This window comes from Streptomyces albus subsp. albus, from assembly GCF_000719865.1.
Lineage (GTDB): Bacteria > Actinomycetota > Actinomycetes > Streptomycetales > Streptomycetaceae > Streptomyces > Streptomyces albus_E.
This window is the reverse complement of the sequence record NZ_JOID01000006.1, coordinates 161,828-184,417: the sequence shown is the minus strand read 5'-3', so window position 1 is coordinate 184,417 and position 22,590 is coordinate 161,828. Positions and strand designations below refer to the sequence as shown.

Genomic DNA, 22,590 nt, shown 5'->3' with positions numbered 1-22,590 from the left:
TCCTGACCGCAGGACGTAAATCTGGTCGGCTAGATTGTTCGCAGGGAACAGAACGTGAGCCATGCAATCCGGAGGGCCGGCGAACTGGCCCTGGATGAAACGACGGTCACCGCACTTCGGGCCGCGCTGAAGACCACCGCCGACGAGGTCGTCAAGGCGATCATCGACGAGGTCCCTCCGTACGCCAACGCCCTTTCGGGCCGCATGGGCGGCACCATCCGCCGAGCCGTCCGCACCGCCCTGGGTCACTACCTGGACCTCGCGAGCGGGAAGGCCACAGGCGGCGACGCCGGTGACGCGGCCTACGAGCTGGGCCGCGGCGAGGTGCGCTCCGGCCGTTCGATGGACGCCCTGCTCAGCGCCTACCGCGTCGGCGCCCGCGTGGCCTGGCGATGCCTGGCCGCGGGTGCCGTACCCGCAGGTCTGCCCGCCGCCGAGGTCGCCAAGTTCGCCGAACTGACCTTCGCCTACATCGACGAGCTCTCCGCCGCGAGCGCCGCGGGCCACGCCGACGAACTGGCCGCCCGGGGCAGGGCCCACGAGCGCCACCTGGAACACCTGGCCCGCAACCTCCTCGCCGGCGCGAGCCCGGACGTGCTGCTGGCCTCCGCTCAACGGGCCGGGTGGCAGCCTCCGGTCTCGCTGACCGCGGTCCTGCTGCCCGCCGCCCAGGCCCGGCCCGCCTACCGCGCGCTCGACCCGAGCACCCTCGTCCTCGACGATCTGCCGGATGCCGCCGGTGTGCTGCTCGTCCCCGATGCCGACCGATCACATCTCCTGCGGCAGCTGACCGACCGCGCCGCCGTGGTCGGCCCGGCCCGGCCATGGACTCGTGCGTCCGCCTCGTACGCACGAGCCGTCCGCGCCCGGTCCCTCTCCTCCGATATTCGCGACACCGAGGAGCACCTGCCGGAGCTGGTGCTGAGTGCCGACATGGACGCGTTCACAGACCTGCGTACCCGAGCCCTCGCACCGTTGCGGACCTTGCCTGTCGCGACCGCACGGCGGCTGGAGAAGACGTTGCGGGCGTGGCTGCTGCACCAGGGCAGGCGGGAGGAGGTGGCGGCGGAGTTGTTCGTCCATCCCCAGACAGTCCGGTACCGGATGTCGCAGCTGCGGGAGCTGTTTCCGGACCTCGCCTCGCCACAGCGGGTCCTTGAACTGACGCTGGCGGTCGGTCTTCGGACCAGCTGACGCGTACTGGTGGTCACCACCAGCCGGCCGCACCCGGGCAACTGGTTCGGCATACAAGTCGGAGGTCCGGGGGCAGGGCCGCCGGAACACCTTCCCTCCCGCAGCAGGCCGGCGACCACCTCGGCGGTGACGCCGTCCGGCCCGCGGCGGTCGCCCGGGGACCGCCGCGGGAGACGGCTCAGGAGCCGAGCCAGCGGTGGACGGTGAGTGCGGTCGTGCGTGCGTGTTCCTCCAGGACGGTGAAGTGGTCCCCCGGGACGGTCACTTCGGTGTGCGGCAGACCCCAGGGCGGGGCGGCCTCCACGCCGGGCAGCGGATCCCGGGCCCGGACGAACAGTGTGGGGGCGGCGAGCCGCGCCGGCTTCCAGCCGGTGAAGAGCTCGACGTAACCGGCCATGGCGGTGAGCCGGTCCACATCGGCCGCGGAGAACTCGGCCGCCCGCCGCAGCATGTCCGACGTCATCGCGGAGAGCGCCTGCTCACGGTCGTCCGTCCCGCTCGGATAGGTGTCCACCAGGACGACGGCGGCCGGGGCGGAGCCCTCGGCGGCCAGCCGCTCGGCCACGGCCTGCGCCACCCAGCCCCCGGCCGAGCGGCCGAGCAGCACGGGCGCTCCGCCGCCCGCGAGCGCACGGACGGCGGCGGTCTGCGCGGTGACGAAGGCGTCCAGTGTGCCCGGCAGCTCCTCCCCCGCCCCGAACCCCGGATACCGCACCGCCGAGACCGGCCGAAGGTCCCGCAGTCCGGCACCGAGGCGCGCGTACTCCTGGGGGCCGGAGAGCGCGCTGAGGGCGGGGAAGCAGATCAGCCGGGCCGCGCCCGCACCGCCCGGCGCCAGCGTGACGGGTGTGAGCGCCGCACCGGCGGCCCCGGCGTCGTCGAAGACCGGGCGCAGCCGCGCGGCGATGGTGAGCAGCGCCATGCCGTCCCAGGTACGGCCCCGGGCACAGGCGGTCCGGAAGAGCTCGCCCAGGGAATCCGGAACTCTGTCCGTCGCCGCGACCGGACCCTCTGGACAGGCCGTTTCCGACCGCCTCCCGGAAGCCTCGCCGGTGGTCGCGGAGCCGGCGGAGTCGCCGCCGCGGCCGACGGATCCGGGGCGTTCCCCGGCGCCGGAGGAGGGGCCGGGAGCCGTCTCCCGCGTGTACCGTTCCGCCAGTTCGGCGGCGACCGCACGCGGCGTCGGGAAGTCGAACAGCAGAGTGGACGGCAGCGTCAGCCCCGTCGACGCGGCGAGCAGGTTGCGCAGGTCGACCGCCGCCAGCGAATCGAGCCCCAGCTCCGCCAGCAGGCCGTCCCCGTCGATCGCGCCGGCCCCCTCCGGGTGCCCCAGTACCGAGGCCGCCCGGGCTCGTACCTCCTCGAGCAGCAACGCGCCGCGCTCCTCGGGGGAAGCAGCCGCCAGCAGTCGCGGGAAGCGGTCCCCGCCCGCTCCGGGCGCCCGGCGAGGACGCTCGGCCGGTTCGCCCGCGCCCAGCACAGCCGTGTCGAAGCGGGCCGCCACCACCACCGGGTCCCGGCCCGCCACGGCGGCGTCGAAGAGCGCCAGTCCCTCCTCGGCGCTCAGCGGGGTGAAGCCGGAGCGGGCCATTCGCCGCCGGTCGGTGTCGCCGAGGTGGGCAGTCATCCCGTCACTCTGCTGCCAGGGCCCCCAGGCGATCGACGTGCCGGGCAGACCGAGCCGGCCGCGGTGCCGGGCCAGCGCGTCCACCACGCAGTTGGCCGCCGCGTAGGTGGCCTGCCCGGCCGAGCCGAAGGTGCCCGCCACCGAGGAGAACAGCACGAACATCGCCAGATCACATCCCCGGGTCAGTTCGTGCAGGGCGAGGGCGGCGTCCGCCTTGGGCCGCAGCACCCGGTCCAGGCGGTCCGCCGTCAGCGCCGGGACGATGCCGTCGTCCAGCACCGCCGCGGTGTGCACCACCCCGGTCAGCGGATGGGCCGCGGGTACGGAGTCCAGCAGGGCGGCGAGCGCCGTGCGGTCCGCGACATCGACCGCCCGGACGACGACCCGCGCACCCGCCTCGCCCAGCTCGGCGGCGAGTTCCCTCACTCCCGGCGCGTCCGGCCCGCGCCGGCCGGCGAGCAGCAGATGCCGTACACCATGGGCGGTGACCAAGTGGCGGGCCACCAGCATGCCCAGGGAACCGGTGCCACCGGTGACCAGTACGGTGCCGTCGGGATCCAGCCGCGGGAGCCGCCCTTCCTCCGGCGTCCCGTCCACCCGGACGAGCCGCGGCGCGTAGGCCGTTCCCCGCCGAACGGCCGTCTCCGGCGCCGGAGCCGCCAGCAGCGAGGGCAGCGCACGCCAGGAGTCCGCGTGATCGTCCACGTCGACCAGGGCGAAACGGCCCGGATTCTCCCTCTCGGCCGAACGGACCAGCCCCCACACCGCCGCGTGGGCCGGCACCCGCTCCCCGGGGCCGGCGCCCCCGGCCGGGCCGTCCTCGAAGGGGCCGTCCCCGACCGGGTCGACGGCACCGGAGGTGACGAGGACCAGACGCGAGCCCGCCAGACGTGGGTCGGCGAGCCACTCCCGTACCAGCTCCAGTGCCCGCTGCGCCGCCCACCGCGACCCCGCGGCCGGATCCTCCGCGCCACCCGCCCCCTCCGGAGGCGGCCCGATCGGTGCGACCACCACGGCCGGCGAACCCCCGACCGCCGCCGGGCCCGCGTACACGGGAATCCCCGATCCCGGGGGAGCGAGCACATCCACCTGCCCCGTACCCGACGCCCCCAGGACGCCCCACCGGGGCACCGGCGCAGGCACGGGCGCCGCCGGCAGCGGCACCCACGTCATCCGGTGCGGGCCCCCGGTGACGGACGCCGTGGGGGGCGGAGCCGGAAGGGGCCGCAGCGTCAGCGCGCGCACCGACGCCACCGGCGCGCCCGCCTCGTCGGACAGCTCCACCGCGGCCCGCCCGTCCGGACCGGGAACGATCCGGACCCGCAGCACGTGCGCCCCGGCACGGTGCAGGCGGACCCCGTCGAAGGCGAACGGCAAGGACACCCCGACTCCGCCGGCGGCGTCGGGGCGCGCCGTGCGGCCGTCGAGCGCCAGGACGTGCAGGGCCGCGTCCAGCAGCGCGGGATGCAGCAGGAACCCCGGGCCGTCGTCCCCCGCGGCCGGGGCGCGGGCGGCCTCGGGCAGCGCCACCTCGGCGTACAGTTCCTCCCCGCTACGCCAGGCCCCGCGCAGGCCCCGGAAGGCGGGCCCGTAGCCCAGCCCGGTCCCCGTGAGCAGTTCGTACGGATCGGCGTCCGGGCTGCCGGCGGCCAGGGGCACCGCACCCGGCGGTGGCCAGGGCGCCCCGGCCCCGGTGACAGCCGGTGAGTGGTCCGGCGAGGGGTGCGCGGGCGCGAGGGTTCCGGAGGCGTGCCGCTGCCAGGGGTGGTCGCCGGCCGACAGGTGCGGCCGGGTGTGGAAGAGCACGGTCCGGCGTCCCGCCCCGTCCGGTCCCGACACCTTCACCTGCAACTCGACCGCGCCGTCCCGGGGCAGTGGCGCGGGCGCGGTGAGGACGAGTTCGTCCAGGACGGGCGCGCCCACCGACGCACCCGCGTGCAGGGCCATCTCCACGAAGGCGGTCGCCGGCAGCAGGACCGACTCCGCCACCTCGTGATCGGCGAGCCAGGGCCGGCCGGGCACGGAGAGGATTCCGCCCAGCAGCAGCCCGTCGTCCTCCGCGGTCGCCGTGCGCGACGACAGGAACGGATGCTCCGCACTGTCCGGTCCGCCGGCCGACGGGTTCGACGGGTTCGACGGGTTCGACGGGTTCGACGGGTTCGACGGCGAGGCGTCCAGCCAGTACCGCCGGCGCCGGAAGGCGTACGTGGGCAGCGCGACGCGCCGTCCGTCGCGCCCCGCGAAGAAGGCCTCCCAGTCGACCGGTACGCCGTGGGCGTACAGCGCGGCGACGGTGTCGGTCAGCGTGTCCGCCTCGGGCCGCGCCGCCCCGCGCAGCACCGGTACGACCAGCGGCGCGGGGTCCGCGGCGAGGCACTCGCGCACCAGCCCGGCCAGTACCCCCTGCGGGCCCAGCTCGACGAAGTGTGCCGCGCCCCGCTCCCGGAGGTACGCCACCGAATCGGCGAACCGGACCGGGCGGCGGACATGGCCGGCCCAGAACTCCGGGGTGGCCAGCTCCTCTTCGGTGGCCGGCCGTCCCGGCACGGCGGTGATGAGACCGAGTCGCGGCGTGCCGAAGGACAACCCCCGCAGGACCTCCGCGAAGCCGTCCAGCATCGGTTCCGTCCGCGCGGAGTGGAAGGCGTGGCTCACCCGCAGCGACGTCGTGGAGCGGCCCCGCTCCCGGAAGTGCGCGACGGTCTCCCGCACCGCGGCCTCGTCACCCGAGACGACCACCGAGCCGGGCCCGTTGACGGCGGCGATCTCCACCACGCGCCCCGGGCCGGCGAGCCGGGCGGTCACCTCGGCGACCTCGTCCTCACCGGCGGACACGGCGGCCATCGCGCCACCCGGCGGCAGCGCGTCCATCAGCCTGCCCCGGGCCTCCACCAGCGTGCAGGCGTCAGGGAGGGACAGGACCCCGGAGACATGCGCCGCGGTCACCTCGCCCACCGAGTGCCCGGCGACCAGGTCCGGACGGACGCCCCAGGCCTCGAACTGGCGGAACAGGGACGTCTCCAGGGCGAAGAGCGCGGGCTGCGCGAACCGGGTGGTGTGCACCAGGCCGCCCGTGCCGGTACCGGGACCGGCGAACACGACATCCCGCAGCGGCACCGGCAGCAGCGGATCGAACAGGGAACAGATGTCGTCGAACGACCGCGCGAAAGTCGCGTACCGGTCCCGGGAGTCGTACAACTGACGCCCCATACCGAGGCGTTGACTGCCCTGCCCGGTGAAGAGGAAGGCCGTCGCTGCCTGCCCGCGGGCCGTGCCCGTGCGGACGCCCGGTCCGTCTCCGTCCTCCGCCACCGCCCGCAGGGAGGTGAGCAGCCCGGCACGGTCCCGGGCCACCACCACGGCCCGGTGCTCGAAGACGGACCGGGTGGTGGCGAGTGAGTACCCGATGTCCGACGGGGTCGCGTCCGGATCGCGGGACACCCGCTCGTACAACCGCCGTGCCTGGTCCCGCAGTCCGGACCCGCTCTTCGCCGACACGGCGACGGGCACGGGTTCGCGCACCGCACGGCTGTCGAAGGGGGCGCTCACGGGCCCCTCGTGCGTGCCGGACACCCGCGGCGGCGTCGTGGGATCCGTCGTGGGATCCGTCGGTGGTTCCTCCAGCACCACGTGCGCGTTGGTGCCGCTGATGCCGAAGGAGGACACCGCCGCCCGGCGCGGACGCCCCGTCCTCGGCCAGGGCACCGCCCGGCGCAGCAGTTCCAGCCGCCCCGACGACCAGTCGACCCGGCCGGTCGGCTCGTCCGCGTGCAGCGTGCGCGGCAGCATGCCGTGGGTCATCGCCTGCACCGTCTTGATCACCCCCGTCACGCCGGCGGCGGCCTGGGTGTGACCGATGTTCGACTTCACCGATCCCAGCAGGAGCGGGCGTTCGCGCTCCCGGCTCCCGTACGTCGCCAGGAACGCCTCCGCCTCGATGACATCGCCGAGCCGTGTGCCGGTGCCGTGTGCCTCCACCGCGTCGACCTCCCCCGGGGACAGCCCGGCGTCCGCCAGGGCCTGCTGGATCACCCGTTGCTGCGCCGGGCCGTGCGGTGCCGTCAGCCCGTTGCTCGCCCCGTCCTGGTTCACCGCCGAGCCGCGCACCACGGCCAGCACCGGCAGCCCGGCGCGGCGCGCATCGGACAACCGGCTCAGCAGCAGCATCCCGGCGCCCTCGGCCCACCCCGTGCCGTCGGCCGACGCGGCGAACGCCTTGCAGCGGCCGTCCGGGGCCAGCGCCCGCTGCCGGCTGAACTCCACGAACGAGGAGGGCCCCGACATCACCGTGGCGCCGCCGGCCAGCGCGAACGAGCACTCGCCCCGGCGCAGTGCCTGGGCCGCCAGGTGCAGTGCGACCAGGGACGACGAGCACGCCGTGTCGACCGTGAGGGCCGGACCCTCCAGACCGAAGGTGTAGGCGATGCGTCCCGACGCGACGCTCCCGGCGCTGCCGAGGCCGAGGTAGCCCTCGACGTGCTCGGGCACCCGCGTCAGGCGCCGGGCGTAGTCGCTGTACATCAGACCGACGTACACGCCGGTCGACGAGCCGCGCAGCGTGCGGGGTACGACACCGGCGTGCTCGAACGCCTCCCACGCCACCTCCAGGAGCAGCCGGTGCTGCGGATCCATCGCCGGCGCCTCGCGCGGGGAGATGCCGAAGAAACCAGGGTCGAAGCGGTCCACACCGGACAGGAAGCCGCCCTCACGCACATACGTCCGGCCGGGCCGCCCCGGGTCCGGGTCGTACAGCGCCCGGATGTCCCAGCCCCGGTCGGTGGGGAACGGCCCGATGGCGTCCGTCCCGTCGGCCACCAGCCGCCACAGCTCCTCGGGGGACGTCACCCCGCCGGGTGCGCGGCACGCCATCCCGACGATCACCACGGGATCGTCCTCCCGCCCGGCCGCGCCACCGTGCGCGACCGCCGGGCCCGGCGGTGATCCGGCGTTCCGTGAACGCAGATGGGCGGCGAGGGCGGCAGCCGTGGGGAAGTCGAAGGCGACGGCCTCGGACAGCGGCAGCCCGGTCGCCGCCGCCAAGCGCTCCCGCAGCACCGTCGCGGCCAGCGAGTCCATGCCCAGGTCGCGCAGTGTCGTCGCCGGCTCCACCGCCTCCGCCGCGCAACCGAGCACGGCGGCCGCCTCGCGTCGCACCAGGTCCAGCAGGTCCTCCGCAGGCTCCCCTGCGGTCCCCGCGACCAGCTCGCGCGCGGGCAGGCCGGCCAGGGCGGGGCGCCGCACCTTCCCGGAGGAGGTACGGGGAATGCCGTCCACCTCGTACAGTGCGACGGGCACCTTGACGGCGGACAGTTCCGCCCGGCAGGCGGCGAGGAGCGCCCCCCTGTCCAGTGCGCCACCGCCCGGCTCGGCAACCAGGTAACCGACCGGCACCTCGCCGAACACGGGGTGCGGGCGCCCGGCCACAGCGGCGTCCGCCACGCGGGGCAGCCGCCGCAGCACCGCCTCCACCTCGGACGGATGGATGTTCACCCCGCCCCGCACGATCAGCTCACTCTTCCGGCCGGTGATCACGATGTCGCCCGATGGCCCGATCCGCGCCAGGTCACCGGTGCGGAACCAGCCGTCGTGCAGCACCGCGGCGGTCTCCTCCGGCCTGTTGTGGTAGCCGGCCATGACCCCGGGCCCGCTCACCCACAACTCGCCCTCCCCGGTGTCTTGTCCGTCCGCGCCGCCCCCGACCCGTACCCGGGTGCCGGACAGCACCCGGCCGCACGACGCGGCCGGCGCCGTGTCGCCCGGCGCCGCCATGGTCACCGGGCCGGCCTCGGTGCTGCCGTAGTGCTCCAGGTAGGGAGCGCGGCACACGGTCTCGAAGGACCTCCGGAACTCCGGCCCGGCCGAAGCACCCGCGCTGATGCAACCGCGCAGCGCGGACGTCCCGAGGCCGTGGCCGTCCCCGCCCCGCTCCCGTTCACCGCGGACCGTGTCGAGCAGTGCCGAGTACGTCGTCGGCACCCCGCCGAGGAGCGTGAAGGGATCCTCGGTGCGGCGCAGTTCACCGATCACCCCGGCCACCGAGAACCGGGGCAGGAGCAGGGCGCTCGCCCCGGTCGCCGTCACACCGAGGACGCAGATCACCTGGCTCATGGCGTGGTGGAGCGGCAACGGCCACAGGAGCCGGTCCCGTTGCGACAGACCGAGGACGCCGACGAGACCGGAGGCGACCGGCGCGAGGCGGTTGCGCTGGGTGGACAGGACTCCCTTGGGCGTGCCGGAGGACCCCGATGTGTACAGCAGCCAGGCCACCTCGTCCAGCCCGAGGTCGTCCCGGGCCGGCAGCCCCGGCCCGGTGCCCGCCAGCTCCTCGTAGCGCACTGCACCGTCCGCCGTCCCGACCCGGCCCGACGGCGTGCCGGAGTCCCCGTGCTCCTCGCCGCCGCCGGCCACCACCACGGTCAGACCGGGACGGGACAGCAGCTCCCGCCGACGGGCGAGCCGCGCCTCGTCGGTGACGAGTACGCGCGCACCGCAGTCGTCCAGCAGACGGATCAGCTCCGGCCCGGAGACGCCGGGATCCAGCGGCACGCCCACCCCGCTCGCCCGGACGACGGCGAGCAGGCTCTCGACCGTCTCGACCCGGTTGCCGAGCAGGATCGCCACCCGCTCGCCCCGCGCCACGCCGAGCCCCGCCAGGTGACCGGCCAGCCGCCCGGTCCTGACGTCCAGGTTCCGGTAGGTGAGCTTCCTTCGGCGGTCCGCGAAGGCGACCTTGTCCCCGAGCCGCCGGGCATGCTCCCGGAGCGACACCGGTAACGGCCTGATGATGTCCATGTCCATACCCACCCGTTCAACTCGCCCTTGTGAACTCGTGGTTGAGGATGCCGGGACGGACCGACGGGTTCCGCGATCGCCGTCCCGAGCGAGTGGCGCGGGACGTTGTGACACACATGACGTGGCTCACTCACCGGAACGAGGCCGGCCAACTCCCCGACGGCGCCATCACGATCAGCGGCCGCGGCCTCATGGAGCCAGAAAGTTCACCCCGCTCCGCCCTTGAAGAACCTCTGGAGGGCCTAACGGTGAGTGCTGGGCAGAGCGCTGAACGGCCGCGTATGGCGCGGACCTTGTGGGAGTGCCCCGCCTGCGGCCAAACGCCAAGGGGCATCACCCGTCCCCGACCCGGTTCACCAGCGCGAGTCCAGCGCTCCGTCCCCCTCCTGGCCTGCGCAGATCCCGGGACGGGGCGTCGGCGGGGAGCACGGTGGTCCCTGTCGTATGGGGAGCGGTGCCGGTGCTCCCGGCCACGGCAGGACCGACTACGCCGTCAAGGGCAGTTGCGGGAGCTTCGGTGCCGCCTCATCCGGCCCTCTGTTGCAGCGGTGCCCCCGCAACCCGATCGGCCGTTCCACCAACAGCCCCAACGACAGTGCACTGCACCCGTCACGCCGCACACCGGAGGCGGTCCCGCCGCGACTGCCGACCGCCGACAGCCGGTCGGGCCTCTTCGGGCAAGGGGCCGGGCAGTGGCACCGAACGCTCTCGACTTCTCCCGGTGCTGTGTGCAGGCTTGAGACAGTTCCCCCGGCATGGGGCGGGCTGGCCTGCGCCTGCGCCCGAGGGACATCAACGTATCCGGGCCGCGTCGACACATCAGGGACGGCCGGTCACACCGCGCGTTCCGCAGCCGGCCCGCTACCGCCCCCGGGGCGGCGCCGTGGAGGCGCGTACCACGAGTTCGGTGGCGAGTTCGACGTGGTGGGACTCGGCCTTCTCACCGCCTGCCAGCCGGAGGGCCGTGCGCAGGGCGGCACCGCCCATTTCCCGCAGCGGCTGGCGCACGGTGGTCAGCGGTGGTGAGGCCATCCGGGCGAGGCTGGTGTCGTCGAAGCCGACCACGCTCAGGTCCTCGGGGATGCGCAGGCCCCGGGCGCGGGCGGTCTCGATCACGCCCAGGGCGATCTCGTCGTTGCCCGCGAAGATCGCCGTCGGCCGCTCGTCCAGGCCCAGGAGCTCCGTGGCGCCGAGCAACCCGGTCTCGTAGGTGAATTCTCCGGGCCGGACGTAGGCCTCGGGCACCTGTGCGCCTTCCGCCTCCAGCGCGGCGCGGTAGCCGTGCATGCGTGCCTGGTTGCACACGGCCATGGCGGGTCCGCCGAGATAGGCGATGCGGCGGTGGCCGAGGGAGAGCAGGTACCGGGTCGCGGCCAGGCCGCCCGCGAAGTTGGTCGCCCCGACGCTGTGGACCCGGCTGTCCGGCAGGTGCAGCGGGTCGAGCACGACCAGCGGCAGCCCGGACCGGGCCAGTTCGTTCAGATGCGCCGCGGTGTACACGCTGGTGACCGCGATAACGGCGCGGCGCCCGGCGGAGACCAGGTCCCGGGCCCAGTGCGGGGCGCTGGACGCCTTGCTGACCACCACCGAGGCCCCCAGTTCGGCCGCGGCGTCGACGATGCCCTCCAGGGTCTCGGCCACGTACGACTTGAGGCCCCCCTGGAACTGCACCTCGATGGTCGGGCTCTCGACGGCCTCGGTGTGACGGAACACGGGCGCGAGGTAGTCGTGCTGGTGGAGCAGTTCCTGCACCCGGGCGCGGGTGTGCGGCGCCACGTCACCGCGGCCGTTGACCACCTTGGACACAGTCGCGACGGAGACCCCGGCCGCCTGGGCGATGTCCGCCAGCGTGGTGCGCCTGCCGTTCGCTCGCATCGGTTCCTCTCAGCTGTACGTCCACCGGTGTGGTGAGCCGCCGGTCGGGACGGCGGCGCAGGTGGAGCCGGTCAACCGTACGGCAATCCGGCGCCGCGCTCGTCCGGGGAGGCGCCGGCCGGCCCTTCGCCTCAACGCCTCCCCCGATCCGCGTGAGCTGCGGGCGATCGCGGGCGGAAAGCGACCCGATCACCGTGCGGCACGCCGTCCCGGCCACGTGCGCCCGCGCCCGGCTCCAGGGGCGGCACCCGGGCGCGCCGGGCCGGCTGCCGGGCGGTCCGGCCCGGCAGCCCGAACGGCGGCGGACCTGCACCGAGGCCGGTGGACCGGCCGGCCACGACACTCCCCGACGCGGTTCCTTTCGAAACAGTTTCGGACCGCACCAAGACCCCCGAGATCCTCCTCAACCTGATGTTACGCAGCGACCTGCCGCCCAACAACGTGTGCCCACACGTGCCTTGACAGTCGCTCGACCCGAAACCTAATTTGCACGGACAGAGCTCAGAGAAGGATGTTTCGAAAACCTTTCACCATGACTCACGAGAAGCCGGCGGCTCTCGAGTACGGAGAAAAGACATGGCGCTCTCCCGACGTACCCTCCTCGCCCTGGCCGCCGGCGTGCCGGTCTCCGCGGCGCTGACGGCCTGCGGCGGCTCGTCCGGGCCCGGCCGGAGCGGTGGCGGGGCCACGTACTGGTACCTGAACGGCAAGCCGCAGGAAACGGCCAGAGCCGGCGCGGTGGACGCGTTCAACAAGGCCCACCCCGACGGGCAGATCAAGGACACCACCTTCCAGAACGACGCGTACAAGACGAAGATCAAGACCGCCATCGGTTCCGGGCAGGCGCCCACCATCATCTGGGGCTGGGGCGGCGGGACCCTGCGCACCTACGCGGAGGCGGGCCAGGTCGAGGACCTCACCTCGTTCTTCGAGGAGCACTCCGACGTCAAGGAGGGACTGTTCCCGTCCTCGTTCGGCGCGGCGACGGTCGACGGCAAGATCTACGCGATGCCGTGCGAGGCCGTGCAGCCGATCATCCTCTACTACAACAAGAAGGTCTTCGACCAGGTCGGCGTGGAACCGCCGGAGTCCTGGGACGACATCATGGCGCTGGTGCCCAAGTTCAACGCGAAGGGCATAGCACCGTTCTCCCTCGGTGGTCAGTCCCGGTGGACAAACATGATGTGGCTGGAGTTCCTGTTCGACCGCATCGGCGGCTCCGAGGTCTTCCAGGCCGTCATCGAGGGCGAGAAGGACGCCTGGTCCCACCCCGACGCCATCAAGGCGCTGACCAAGGCGCAGGAGCTGGTCGAGGCCGGTGGGTTCATCAAGGGCTTCTCCTCGATCACCGCGGACTCCAACGCCGACCAGGCACTGCTGTACACCGGCAAGGCCGCGATGATGCTGCACGGCGCCTGGTCGTACGGCATCCAGCGGACCGACGGCGGGGACTTCGTCTCCGGCGGCGGGCTGGGCCACATGACCTTCCCGCCCGTCGAGGGCGGCAAGGGCGATCCGAGTAACACGGTCGGCAACCCCGCCCAGTACCTGTCCATCTCCTCGAAGGCGAGCGCGGAGCAGAAGAAGATCGCCAAGGACTTCTTCGCCACCGGCGTCCTCCAGGAGGCCGAGGTGAAGCAGTGGATCGACAACGGGTCGGTCCCGATCCGGCTGGGCACGGAGAAGCTGCTGGCCGCCTCCGAGAGCGCCGACTTCCTGCGGTTCACCTACGACATCGCCAGCAAGGCCGAGGTGTTCGTCCAGTCCTGGGACCAGGCGCTCAGCCCGGCGGCCGCCGAGACCCTGCTGGACAACATCGTCAAGTTGTTCCAGCTGTCCATCTCCCCCGAGCAGTTCGCCCGCAACCTCAACGCGGTCATCGGGAAATGAGCGCGCTCACCGGCCACCCGCCACGTCGCGAACCGCGCAGCATCCTGCCGTGGCTGGCGACGCCGGCGCTGGTGGTCTTCGTCGGCTTCGCCGTGATTCCGCTCGTCGGTGTCTTCGCGCTGAGCTTCACCACGTGGGACGGGATCGGCACCATCCGCCCGTCGGGGCTGACCAGTTGGCGCGCGGTGCTCACCGACCCCGGACTCCCGCACGCCCTCTGGGTGACGTTCGCGGTGATGGCCCTGTCCTGGGCCGTCCAGACGCCGCTGAGCATCCTGCTCGGCGCCTTCCTGGCGGGCCGGCAGCGCTACCGTGCGGTGCTGGGCGTGGTGTACTTCGTCCCCCTGATGCTCAGCTCCGCGGCCATCGCGATCGCGTACAAGGCCCTGCTGGACCCCAACTTCGGGCTCGGCGCCGGGCTGGGGATCCCGCTGCTCAGCCAGGACTGGCTGGGGCGCCCCGGGCTCGCCTTCGGGGTCGTCGTCTTCGTCGTCTCCTGGCAGTTCATCCCGTTCCACACCTTGATCTACCAGGGTGGTGTCCAGCAGATCCCGAAGTCCCTGTACGAGGCGGCGCAGCTGGACGGGGCCGGACGGATCCGGCAGTTCTTCGGCATCACGCTGCCCCAGCTGAAGTACACCATCATCACCTCGTCCACGCTGATGGTGGTCGGGTCGCTGACCTTCTTCGACCTCATCTACGTCCTGACCGCGGGCGGCCCCGGCGACGCCACCCGGGTCCTCGCCCTGGACATGTACAAGCGGGGCTTCCAGGCCGGCCTGATGGGACCGGCCAGCGCCATCGCGGTCGTCCTGGTCCTGGTGGGCCTGGCCCTCGCCCTGCTGCTGCGCCGGCTCGGGGGCCGGGACGCCGGCGCGAGCCAACTCGAGGGAGCCTGACGTGAGCACCATGCTGACCAAGCCGCGACGACCGCGGAAGGCCGCGCACCGCGAGCGGCGGCACCGTTCCCCGCAGCCCGCCCGCCGGCGCAACTGGGCCGGCGGGCTGGCCGGATGGCTCTGGCTCGCCGTCGTCGCCGTACCCCTGTACTGGACCCTCATCACCAGCCTCAAGGCCCGGAGCAACTACTACGCGAGCAACCCGCTGGTGCCCACGGGCAGCCCCACCCTGGACAACTACCGGCTGGTCATCGAGTCCGACTTCCTCCGGTACTTCGTGAACAGCGTCGTGGTCACCGCCGGCGCCGTGGTACCGGCGGTCGCGTTCTCCTTCATGGCCGCCTACGCGATCGTGCGTGGCCGGCGCATGCGGTTCCTGCGGGCGATGAACGGGCTGTTCCTCATGGGCCTGGCCATCCCGCTGCAGGCGACGGTGATCCCGGTCTACCTGATCATCATCAGGCTGAACCTGTACGACAGCCTGCCGGCGCTGATCCTCCCGTCGATCGCCTTCGCCATTCCGCTGTCCGTGCTGGTGCTCGCCAATTTCATCCGCGACGTGCCCAAGGAGCTCTTCGACTCGATGCGGGTCGACGGCGCCACCGAGTGGGCGACGCTGTGGCGGCTGGCGGCACCGCTGACCCGGCCGGCCATCCTCACCGTGACCATCTTCAACGCGCTGACCATCTGGAACGGATTCCTGCTGCCGCTGGTCCTCACGCAGAGCCCGGACCTGCGGACCCTGCCGCTGGCGCTGTGGACCTTCCAGGGCCAGTACGGGGTCAACGTCCCCGCCGTGCTCGCCGCCGTCGTCCTCACCACCCTGCCCGTCCTGGTCCTGTACGCGTTCGGCCGCCGCCAGCTGCTCAGCGGCCTGACCGCCGGATTCAGCCGCTGACCGGCGGCGACGCCGCCGCCTGGAGACGCCGCACCCCGCCCCGACCTGCTCGTCGAACCGTTCGCCCGTCGCTCCCCGCACCGGGGCCCGAGGGGCGTAGGAGGAAAGTGAACGCCAGCGTGGCCTCGGATACCGCCCCCGGCACCCCCCTCTGGAACGACCCCGCCGTCCCCGTCACCGCGCGGGTCGACGCCCTGATCGGCGCGATGACCCTTGAGGAGAAGACCGCCCAGCTGTACGGAGTGTGGGTGGGCGCCTCCGATCAGGGCGGTGAGGTGGCCCCCCATCAGCACGACATGGAGGAACCCGTCGATCTCGACGCGCTCCTGCCCGCCGGGCTGGGCCAGTTGACCCGCCCCTTCGGTACCGTCCCGGTCGACCCGGCCCTGGGCGCGCTCTCACTGGCCCGCACCCAGGCCCGCATCGCCGCCACGAACCGGTTCGGCATCCCCGCTCTCGCGCACGACGAGTGCCTGGCCGGCTTCGCCGCCTGGCGGGCGACGGCCTACCCCGTCCCGCTGTCCTGGGGCGCCACCTTCGACCCGGACACGGTGCGGCGCATGGCCGCCGCCATCGGCCGCGACATGCGCGCCGTCGGCGTCCACCAGGGGCTCGCGCCCGTCCTGGACGTGGTGCGCGACGCCCGCTGGGGCCGGGTCGAGGAGACCATCGGCGAGGACCCGTACCTCGTCGGCACCATCGGGACGGCCTATGTGCGGGGCCTTCAGTCCGCGGGAATCGTCGCCACCCTCAAGCATTTCGCCGGCTACTCGGCCTCCCGCGCCGGCCGCAACCTCGCCCCCTCCTCCGTGGGCCCGCGGGAGCGCGCCGACGTGCTGCTGCCGCCCTTCGAGATGGCGATCCGCGAGGGCGGCGCCCGGTCGGTGATGAACGCCTACACCGACACCGACGGGATACCCTCCGCGGCCGACGAGGATCTGCTCACCGGGCTGCTCCGCGACACCTGGGGCTTCGAGGGCACCGTCGTCGCCGACTACTTCGCCGTCGCCTTCCTGAAGACCCTGCACGGCGTCGCGGGCGACTGGGCCGGCGCCGCCGGCTCGGCGCTGCGCGCGGGCATCGACGTCGAGCTGCCCAACGTCAAGACCTACGGCGCGCCCCTGGCCGAGGCCGTGGCCGACGGCCGGGTACCGGAGGCGCTGGTCGACCGCGCCCTGCGCCGGGTCCTGACCCAGAAGGCGGAGCTGGGCCTGCTCGACCCGGACTGGGACCCCCTGCCGGCCGCGCTCGGCGGGGCCGGCCCGGACGATCCGGGCACCCCGGACGATCCGGACGCCCTGCGCGGCCGGATCGACCTCGACGGCCCGGAGAACCGCGCGCTGGCCCGCACACTCGCCGAGGAAGCCGTCGTGCTGCTGAGCAACGACGGCACCCTGCCGCTCGCCGGGCCGCGCCGCATCGCCCTGCTCGGCCCCAACGCCGACGAACCCACCGCCGTGCTGGGCTGCTACTCCTTCCCCCAGCACATCGGCGTCCGGCACCCCGGGACCCCGCTCGGCATCGAGCTGCCCACGCTGCGCGACACGCTCGCCGCCGAGTTCCCGGACGCCGAGATCACGGTCGCCCGCGGCACCGGGATCGACGACGGGGATCTGTCCGGCATCGAGGAGGCCGCCCGGGTGGCAGGCGAGGCCGACCTCGCTCTGGTGGTGCTCGGCGACCGCGCCGGTCTCTTCGGGCGGGGCACCAGCGGCGAGGGCTGCGACGTCGAGACGCTGGAGCTGCCCGGCGCGCAGCAGCACCTGCTCGACACCCTGCTCGACCTGGAGACTCCCGTGGTCACCGTGTTGCTCGCGGGACGGCCGTACGCCCTCGGCCGCGCCGTGACGGAGTCCGCCGCGATCGTGCAGTCCTTCTTCCCGGGCGAGGAGGGGACGCACGCGATCGCCGGGGTGCTCAGCGGCCGGGTCAATCCCTCGGGGCGTCTCCCGGTGAGCGTGGCGCGCGGGCCGGGCTCCCAGCCGGCCACCTACCTCGGGGCGCGGCTCGCCCACGCCAGCGAGGTGTCCAGCCTCGACCCGACCCCCGCGTTCGCCTTCGGTCACGGCCTGTCCTACACGCGGTTCGACTGGGCCGATCTGACCGTGGACGCCCAGGAGGCCCCGACGGACGGCGAGTTCACCCTCTCCTTCACCGTCCGCAACACCGGCGAGCGGTCCGGGACCGAGGTCGTCCAGCTCTATCTGCACGACCCGGTGGCCTCCGTCGTCCAGCCGGTGCAGCGCCTCGTCGGCTACACCCGGGTCGCGCTGGAGCCGGGCGAGGCCCGGCGCCTGTGGGCCACGGTCCCCGCCGACGTCGCCTCCTTCACCGGGCGCGACGGCCGGCGCGTCGTCGAACCGGGCGAGCTGGAACTGCGCCTGGCCGCCTCCAGCGCGGAGCCGCGGCTGACGGCCGGGGTCACGCTGACGGGAGCCGAGCGCCAGGTGGACCACACCCGGCGCCTGCACGCCGCGATCGGGCAGGAGCCGGCCGCCCGGGCATGAACCGGAAGTGTGCGGCGCCGCCGGAGTAGCGGCGGCGCCGCCCACGGGCCCGCGGGGCCGGGCCCCCGGTGGTCTCCGGGCCGCTCGTCTCACAGCAGCCCGCGCCGGGCGAGGTTGCGCATCAGCGCTCCGACGCCGAACGTCCACGGCGCGGCCTGTTCGCTGGGGACGACGGTGTTGACCAGGGCGCCGAGGCGCGGGCTGGAGATCCGCACGAGGTCGCCGTACTCGTGGGTGAAGCCCGCGCCGGGCGTCTTCCGGTCCTCGGTGGGGGCGAAGAGCGTGCCGGTGAACAGCACGAAGCCGTCCGGGTACTGGTGGTGCGGACCGTGCGTGGCGGCCACGAGGTCCAGGACGTCGCGGCTGATCTCGCGCAGGGAGCTGCTGCCGTGCAGGACGTAGCCGTCCGGGCCGTCGATCCGCAGGTCGATGTCGAGCCCGCGTACGGCGTCGAGGCCGAAGTCCTCGTCGAAGAGGCGGATGAACGGGCCGATCGCGCAGGAGGCGTTGTTGTCCTTCGCGCGGGACAGCAGCAGGGCGCTGCGTCCCTCGATGTCGCGGAGGTTGACGTCGTTGCCGAGCGTCGCGCCGCGTACCCGGCCGCGCGAGTCCACGACGAGCACGGCCTCGGGCTCGGGGTTGTTCCACACCGAGGCGGAGAGCACGCCGATGTCGGCGCCGGTGCCGACCGCGGACAGCACCGGGGCCTTGGTGAACACCTCCGGGTCCGGCCCGATCCCTACCTCCAGGTACTGCGACCACAGCCCTTCGGCGAGGAGCAGTTCCTTGGCCCGGTCCGCCTCCGGCGACCCGGGGCGGATGCCGTCGAGCGCGCCGCCCACCACCTGCCCGACGCGGGCCCGCACCCGCTCGGCCTGCGCCGGATCGCCGCCCGTGCGCTCCTCGATGACGCGTTCCAGCAGACTCCGGGCGAAGGTGACCCCCGCGGCCTTGATCACCTGCAGGTCGACGGGGGCGAGCAGACGCGGGACGTCACGGCGGCCGGGCGGTGCCTCCAGCAGTTCGTCCAGGGGCCAGACCTGCCCGCCGCCGGCCTCGCGGACGACCGCCGCCGCGTCCTCGCGCTCCATGAGGCCGGAGACGGTGGGTGCGAGGGCGGTCAGGTCGACGACGTGCTCACCGCGGACCGCGGCGACGCACGGGCCGTCACACTCCGGGTCGTGGACGCGCGCGACGAGGGCGGCCCGGCCGGCGTCCTCCGGCAGGACGGAGCCGGGGGTGAGCGCCCGGCGGGGGCGCGCTGCTGCCGATTCCACGATGCTCTCCTGGCTTCGAAGGGGCGCGAGCTGACGCGAGAGGGCGCGAGGTGACGCGAACGTGGGCGCGGTGCCCCGGGGCGGGGTCAGTGGGAGTCGCGGGGGACCTCGTGTCCCCGGCTTCCGCGCAGGAAGCCGAAGTCGGCGCCCTGGTCGGCCTGTTCCACGTGCTGGGTGTAGAGCCAGGCGTAGCCGCCGGCGTACCGCCCGGCGGGTGCCCGCCAGGCCTCCCGGCGCCGGGTGAGCTCGGCGTCGTCCACGTCCAGGCGCAGGGTGCGGTCCGGGACGTCGAGGACGACGGGGTCCCCGTCGCGCACCAGGGCGAGTGGTCCGCCGACGGCGGCCTCGGGCGCCACGTGCAGGACCACCGTCCCGTATCCGGTGCCGCTCATGCGGCCGTCGCAGACGCGCACCATGTCCGTGACGCCGGCCTTCAGCAGCTTGGCGGGGAGCGGGACGTTGGACACCTCGGGCATCCCGGGGTAGCCCTTGGGGCCGGCGTTGCGGATGACGATGACGGTGTTCTCGTCGACGTCGAGGTCCGGGTCGTCGGCCACGGCGTGGTAGGCCTCGGGGGAGTCGAAGACGCGCGCCGGGCCGCGGTGGGTGAGCAGGTGCGGGGACGCCGCGGACTGCTTGATCACGGCGCCGTCGGGGCACAGGTTGCCGCGGAGGACGGCGATACCGGTGCCGGCCGGCTGGAAGGGGGCGTCGAGGGGGGTGATGACCTCGGAGCCGACGCGCTCGGCGGTCTCGGCGTTCTCGGCGAGGGTGCGCCCGGTGACCGTGATCTGCTCGCCGTGCAGCAGCTCGCCGCCGAGCAGTTCGGCGATGACGGCGGGCAGGCCGCCCGCGTAGCAGAAGTCCTCCATGAGATACCCGCCGCTGGGCATCAGGTTGACCAGGGTCGGCACCGCCCGGACCAGCTCGTCGAAGTCCCGCAGGCCCAGCTCGACGCCGACGCGGCCGGCGATGGCGGTGAGATGGATGATGGCGTTCGTGGAGCCGCCGATGGCCGCGTTGACCCGGATGGCGTTCTCGAACGCCTCCCGGGTGAGGATCCGCGAGGGGCGCAGCTCCTCCTCCACCATCCGCACGATGCGCTGCCCCGCCGCCTGCGCTGTCTCCATCCGCCGGGAGTCGACCGCGGGCCAGGCCGCCGAGCCCGGCAGCTGCATGCCGAGCGCCTCGGCCATGCAGGCCATCGTGGAGGCGGTCCCCATGGTCATGCAGTGGCCGGCTGAACGGGCCATGCACCCTTCCGCGAAGAAGCACTCCTCCTCGGTCATCCGCCCGGTCTTCAGGTCCTCCTCGAACTTCCACACGTGGGTGCCGGATCCCACGTCCTGGCCGCGGTACTTGCCGTTGAGCATCGGCCCGCCGGTGACCATGACGGCGGGCAGGTCGACGCTGGCGGCGCCCATGAGCATGGCGGGGGTCGTCTTGTCGCAGCCGGACAGCAGCACGACGCCGTCGAGCGGATTGGCCCGGATCAGCTCCTCGACCTCCATGGCCATGAGGTTGCGGTACAGCATGGCGGTGGGGCGCATCAGGGTCTCGCCGGTGGCCATGGTGGGAAACTGGAGGGGAAAGCCGCCCGCCTGCCACACACCGCGCTTGACGGCTTCGGCGACGCGGGTCAGATGGGCGTTGCACGGGGCGAGTTCGGAGGCGCTGGTGGCGATGCCGATGACGGGGCGCCCGTCGAACACCTCGTGCCCGAACCCCTGGTTGCGCATCCAGGAGCGGTACAGCATCCCGCTGCGGCCCTGTGCGCCGAACCACGCCTGGCTGCGGCGGCTCGTCTGCTGACCGTCGGTCATGTGGCACTCCCGTGGCTCCGGCGTACGTGGTGGCGGTGATGGCGGTCCGCTGCGCGATGGGGCGTTGCGCGATGGGGCGTTGCGCGATGGGGCGTTGCGCGATGGGGCGTTGCCGGGTGCGGGCCCGCGGGCCGTACCCTGTACCGCAATCATTGAATGATTCGATGAATGGCGTCCAGAGGGCGGGCAGAGATCGTGGAGCAGCACTTCCCGACCATGCACCAGCGCGTGGTCGACGAACTCGGGCGGCGCATCGCCGGTGGCGTGTGGGGGCCGGGAGATCCGCTGCCGGTGGAGGACGTGCTCGCGGCCGAGGTCGGTGTCAGCCGGGGAGTGGTGCGGGAGGCGGTCAAGGCGCTGGTGGCCAAGGGGATGCTGCGCGTGCGTCCGCGCACCGGCACGCGCGTGCTGCCCCCGGAGCAGTGGAACCACCTGGACCGTGACGTGCTGCGCTGGCGGCAGACCGGGAACGCCACGGCCCTGCTGCGCGACACGAGTGAGCTGCGCCGGATCGTCGAGCCCGGGGCGGCGCGCCTCGCCGCCGAACGGGCCGGACCCGAGCGCGTACGAGCCCTGTACGACTCGCTGGCCGCCATGGAGGCCGCGGCGGCGGACCCCGGCCTCGGCGGCTACGTCGAGGCCGACATCGCCTTCCACCGGGCCCTGCTGGACGCCGGCGGCAACCGTCTCCTCGGCTCGCTGGGGCGCGCCGTCGGCATCGCGCTGGAGCACAGCTTCCTCGTCAGCACCCGGACCCCCGGCGCGGTGGAGGCCTCGCTGCCGCGCCACCGCGCCGTCGTGCGGGCTGTCGAGGCCCGCGATCCCGCGGCCGCGGCGGCCGCCGTCCTGGCCATCATCGAAGCCGCCGAGGAGGAGATCGCCCGTTCCCCCGGCCTGCCGGACGACCCCGTGTGACCTCCCACGGCCGCGAAAGGGAAAAACCTGCCCGGCGAAAGCCCGCTGCACCCGCTGCACCGCATCGCCGAGTCCGCAGGAGCGACCTCCAAACAGCGCTACGACCAGAACGAGGCGGTCCGCAAACTCGACTGCAACGAGAACACACCCGGCGCCCCGGCGGAGGGCAAGGACTGCGACGAATACCCGTTCCGCTCGTCCACCGAAGGCGCTGCCCGCTACCAGTACGAAGGCGACGAGTTCAAGGACGACTTCTCCGTCCGCTACATCAATCGGGAAGAAAACGATAGACCAAGACAGGGCTGTCCCCATTCGGGGGCGGCCCTGCGGTCCCTTCGACACGGCTCAGGCAGTGGCAGTCCGCCAGATCTGAACCAGACAGAACTGGTCCTCCCCACCCAGAGCGGCTTCATGACCGACAGGCGTGGCCAACACGTCGGAACAACCCTGCAGAGGAGAGGTGAAAGGACCAGTCTCCGGGTTGAACACCCACTGCCACCGCATCCGGTACGTGCCTGGTGACGGCAACACCAGCGGAATCTCCCTCAACCCGCCGTCGACGGTCTGTAAACCGAGCTCGCCCTCAGGAAGGTCCACCTCGACCTCCTCGCGCCCCGCCCACTGACCGGGCGGCAGCACCGGTGCCGTGGTCCACGACTCCAGACGTATCACCGTCGTGCCCACCTCCGAGGGCACCTGCAGATACACCAGGCCCGGCCCGGGAAGCAGCCACTTCGACCTGTCCGCGTCATCGTCGAACGTTTCAGCCCCCATGGTCGTGTCGACCAGCCCGAACAACCGATAGCTCGCCGACACAGTCGTATCGCATGAATCCAGCAACCTACCCATCAAACACCTCGCAACTCGGGGGAAACGCCGCTCGACGGCGGCGC

Annotated in this window: 11 protein-coding genes and 1 pseudogene; 7 read left to right on the top strand and 5 right to left on the bottom strand. The window is 73.3% G+C overall.

Going from position 1 to position 22,590, the window contains the following annotated elements; genetic code table 11:
- Positions 1-54 precede the first annotated feature (54 nt).
- Positions 55-1,194, top strand: a complete 1,140-nt coding sequence (locus IF83_RS0107430) for a PucR family transcriptional regulator (RefSeq protein WP_030543254.1) — start codon at positions 55-57, stop codon at positions 1,192-1,194.
- Between the two features lie 178 nt (positions 1,195-1,372).
- Here IF83_RS0107430 and IF83_RS0107425 read toward each other — a convergent pair whose 3' ends face one another.
- Together IF83_RS0107425 and IF83_RS0107420 are read right to left on the bottom strand one after the other, a co-directional pair.
- A complete protein-coding gene (locus IF83_RS0107425; protein ID WP_244176915.1) occupies positions 1,373-9,613 on the bottom strand; it encodes a type I polyketide synthase in 8,241 nt (2,746 codons plus the stop codon).
- An 861-nt stretch (positions 9,614-10,474) separates the two neighbouring features.
- Positions 10,475-11,488, bottom strand: a complete 1,014-nt coding sequence (locus IF83_RS0107420; protein ID WP_030543252.1) for a LacI family DNA-binding transcriptional regulator — start codon at positions 11,486-11,488, stop codon at positions 10,475-10,477.
- A 576-nt stretch (positions 11,489-12,064) separates the two neighbouring features.
- Here IF83_RS0107420 and IF83_RS0107415 point away from each other — a divergent pair.
- From IF83_RS0107415 to IF83_RS0107400, 4 genes are all read left to right on the top strand, one after another.
- Positions 12,065-13,378 (top strand): extracellular solute-binding protein, encoded by a 1,314-nt coding sequence (locus IF83_RS0107415; RefSeq protein WP_030543251.1) that lies wholly within the window; start codon positions 12,065-12,067, stop codon positions 13,376-13,378.
- Positions 13,375-14,277 carry a carbohydrate ABC transporter permease gene (locus IF83_RS0107410; RefSeq protein ID WP_030543250.1) on the top strand — a complete coding sequence of 301 codons (903 nt, stop codon included), beginning with the start codon at positions 13,375-13,377 and terminating at the stop codon, positions 14,275-14,277. Before IF83_RS0107415 ends, IF83_RS0107410 begins: the two co-directional genes overlap by 4 nt.
- Before the next feature lie 10 nt (positions 14,278-14,287).
- A complete protein-coding gene (locus IF83_RS0107405) occupies positions 14,288-15,175 on the top strand; it encodes a carbohydrate ABC transporter permease (RefSeq protein ID WP_394297305.1) in 888 nt (295 codons plus the stop codon).
- Positions 15,176-15,282: 107 nt separating this feature from the next.
- Positions 15,283-17,682 carry a beta-xylosidase/alpha-l-arabinosidase gene (locus IF83_RS0107400; protein ID WP_030543248.1) on the top strand — a complete coding sequence of 800 codons (2,400 nt, stop codon included), beginning with the start codon at positions 15,283-15,285 and terminating at the stop codon, positions 17,680-17,682.
- Positions 17,683-17,771: 89 nt separating this feature from the next.
- Here IF83_RS0107400 and IF83_RS0107395 read toward each other — a convergent pair whose 3' ends face one another.
- Both IF83_RS0107395 and IF83_RS0107390 read right to left on the bottom strand, forming a co-directional pair.
- On the bottom strand, positions 17,772-18,959 hold the full coding sequence (locus tag IF83_RS0107395) for a fumarylacetoacetate hydrolase family protein (RefSeq protein ID WP_030543247.1): 1,188 nt from the start codon (positions 18,957-18,959) through the stop codon (positions 17,772-17,774).
- Between the two features lie 86 nt (positions 18,960-19,045).
- A complete protein-coding gene (locus IF83_RS0107390; RefSeq protein WP_030543246.1) occupies positions 19,046-20,782 on the bottom strand; it encodes an IlvD/Edd family dehydratase in 1,737 nt (578 codons plus the stop codon).
- Positions 20,783-20,950: 168 nt separating this feature from the next.
- On the opposite strand from IF83_RS0107390, the gene IF83_RS0107385 reads away from it, so the two are divergent.
- Entirely contained in the window at positions 20,951-21,697 is a 747-nt protein-coding gene (locus IF83_RS0107385; RefSeq protein WP_030543245.1) for a FadR/GntR family transcriptional regulator, read from the top strand.
- A gap of 27 nt (positions 21,698-21,724) precedes the next feature.
- Positions 21,725-21,973: pseudogene (locus IF83_RS35710) on the top strand (NucA/NucB deoxyribonuclease domain-containing protein); the annotation flags it as partial.
- Positions 21,974-22,042: 69 nt separating this feature from the next.
- Here IF83_RS35710 and IF83_RS0107380 read toward each other — a convergent pair.
- Positions 22,043-22,513: a hypothetical protein gene (locus tag IF83_RS0107380; RefSeq protein ID WP_244176913.1), complete on the bottom strand. Its 471-nt coding sequence runs from the start codon at positions 22,511-22,513 to the stop codon at positions 22,043-22,045.
- Between the last annotated feature and the right edge of the window lie 77 nt (positions 22,514-22,590).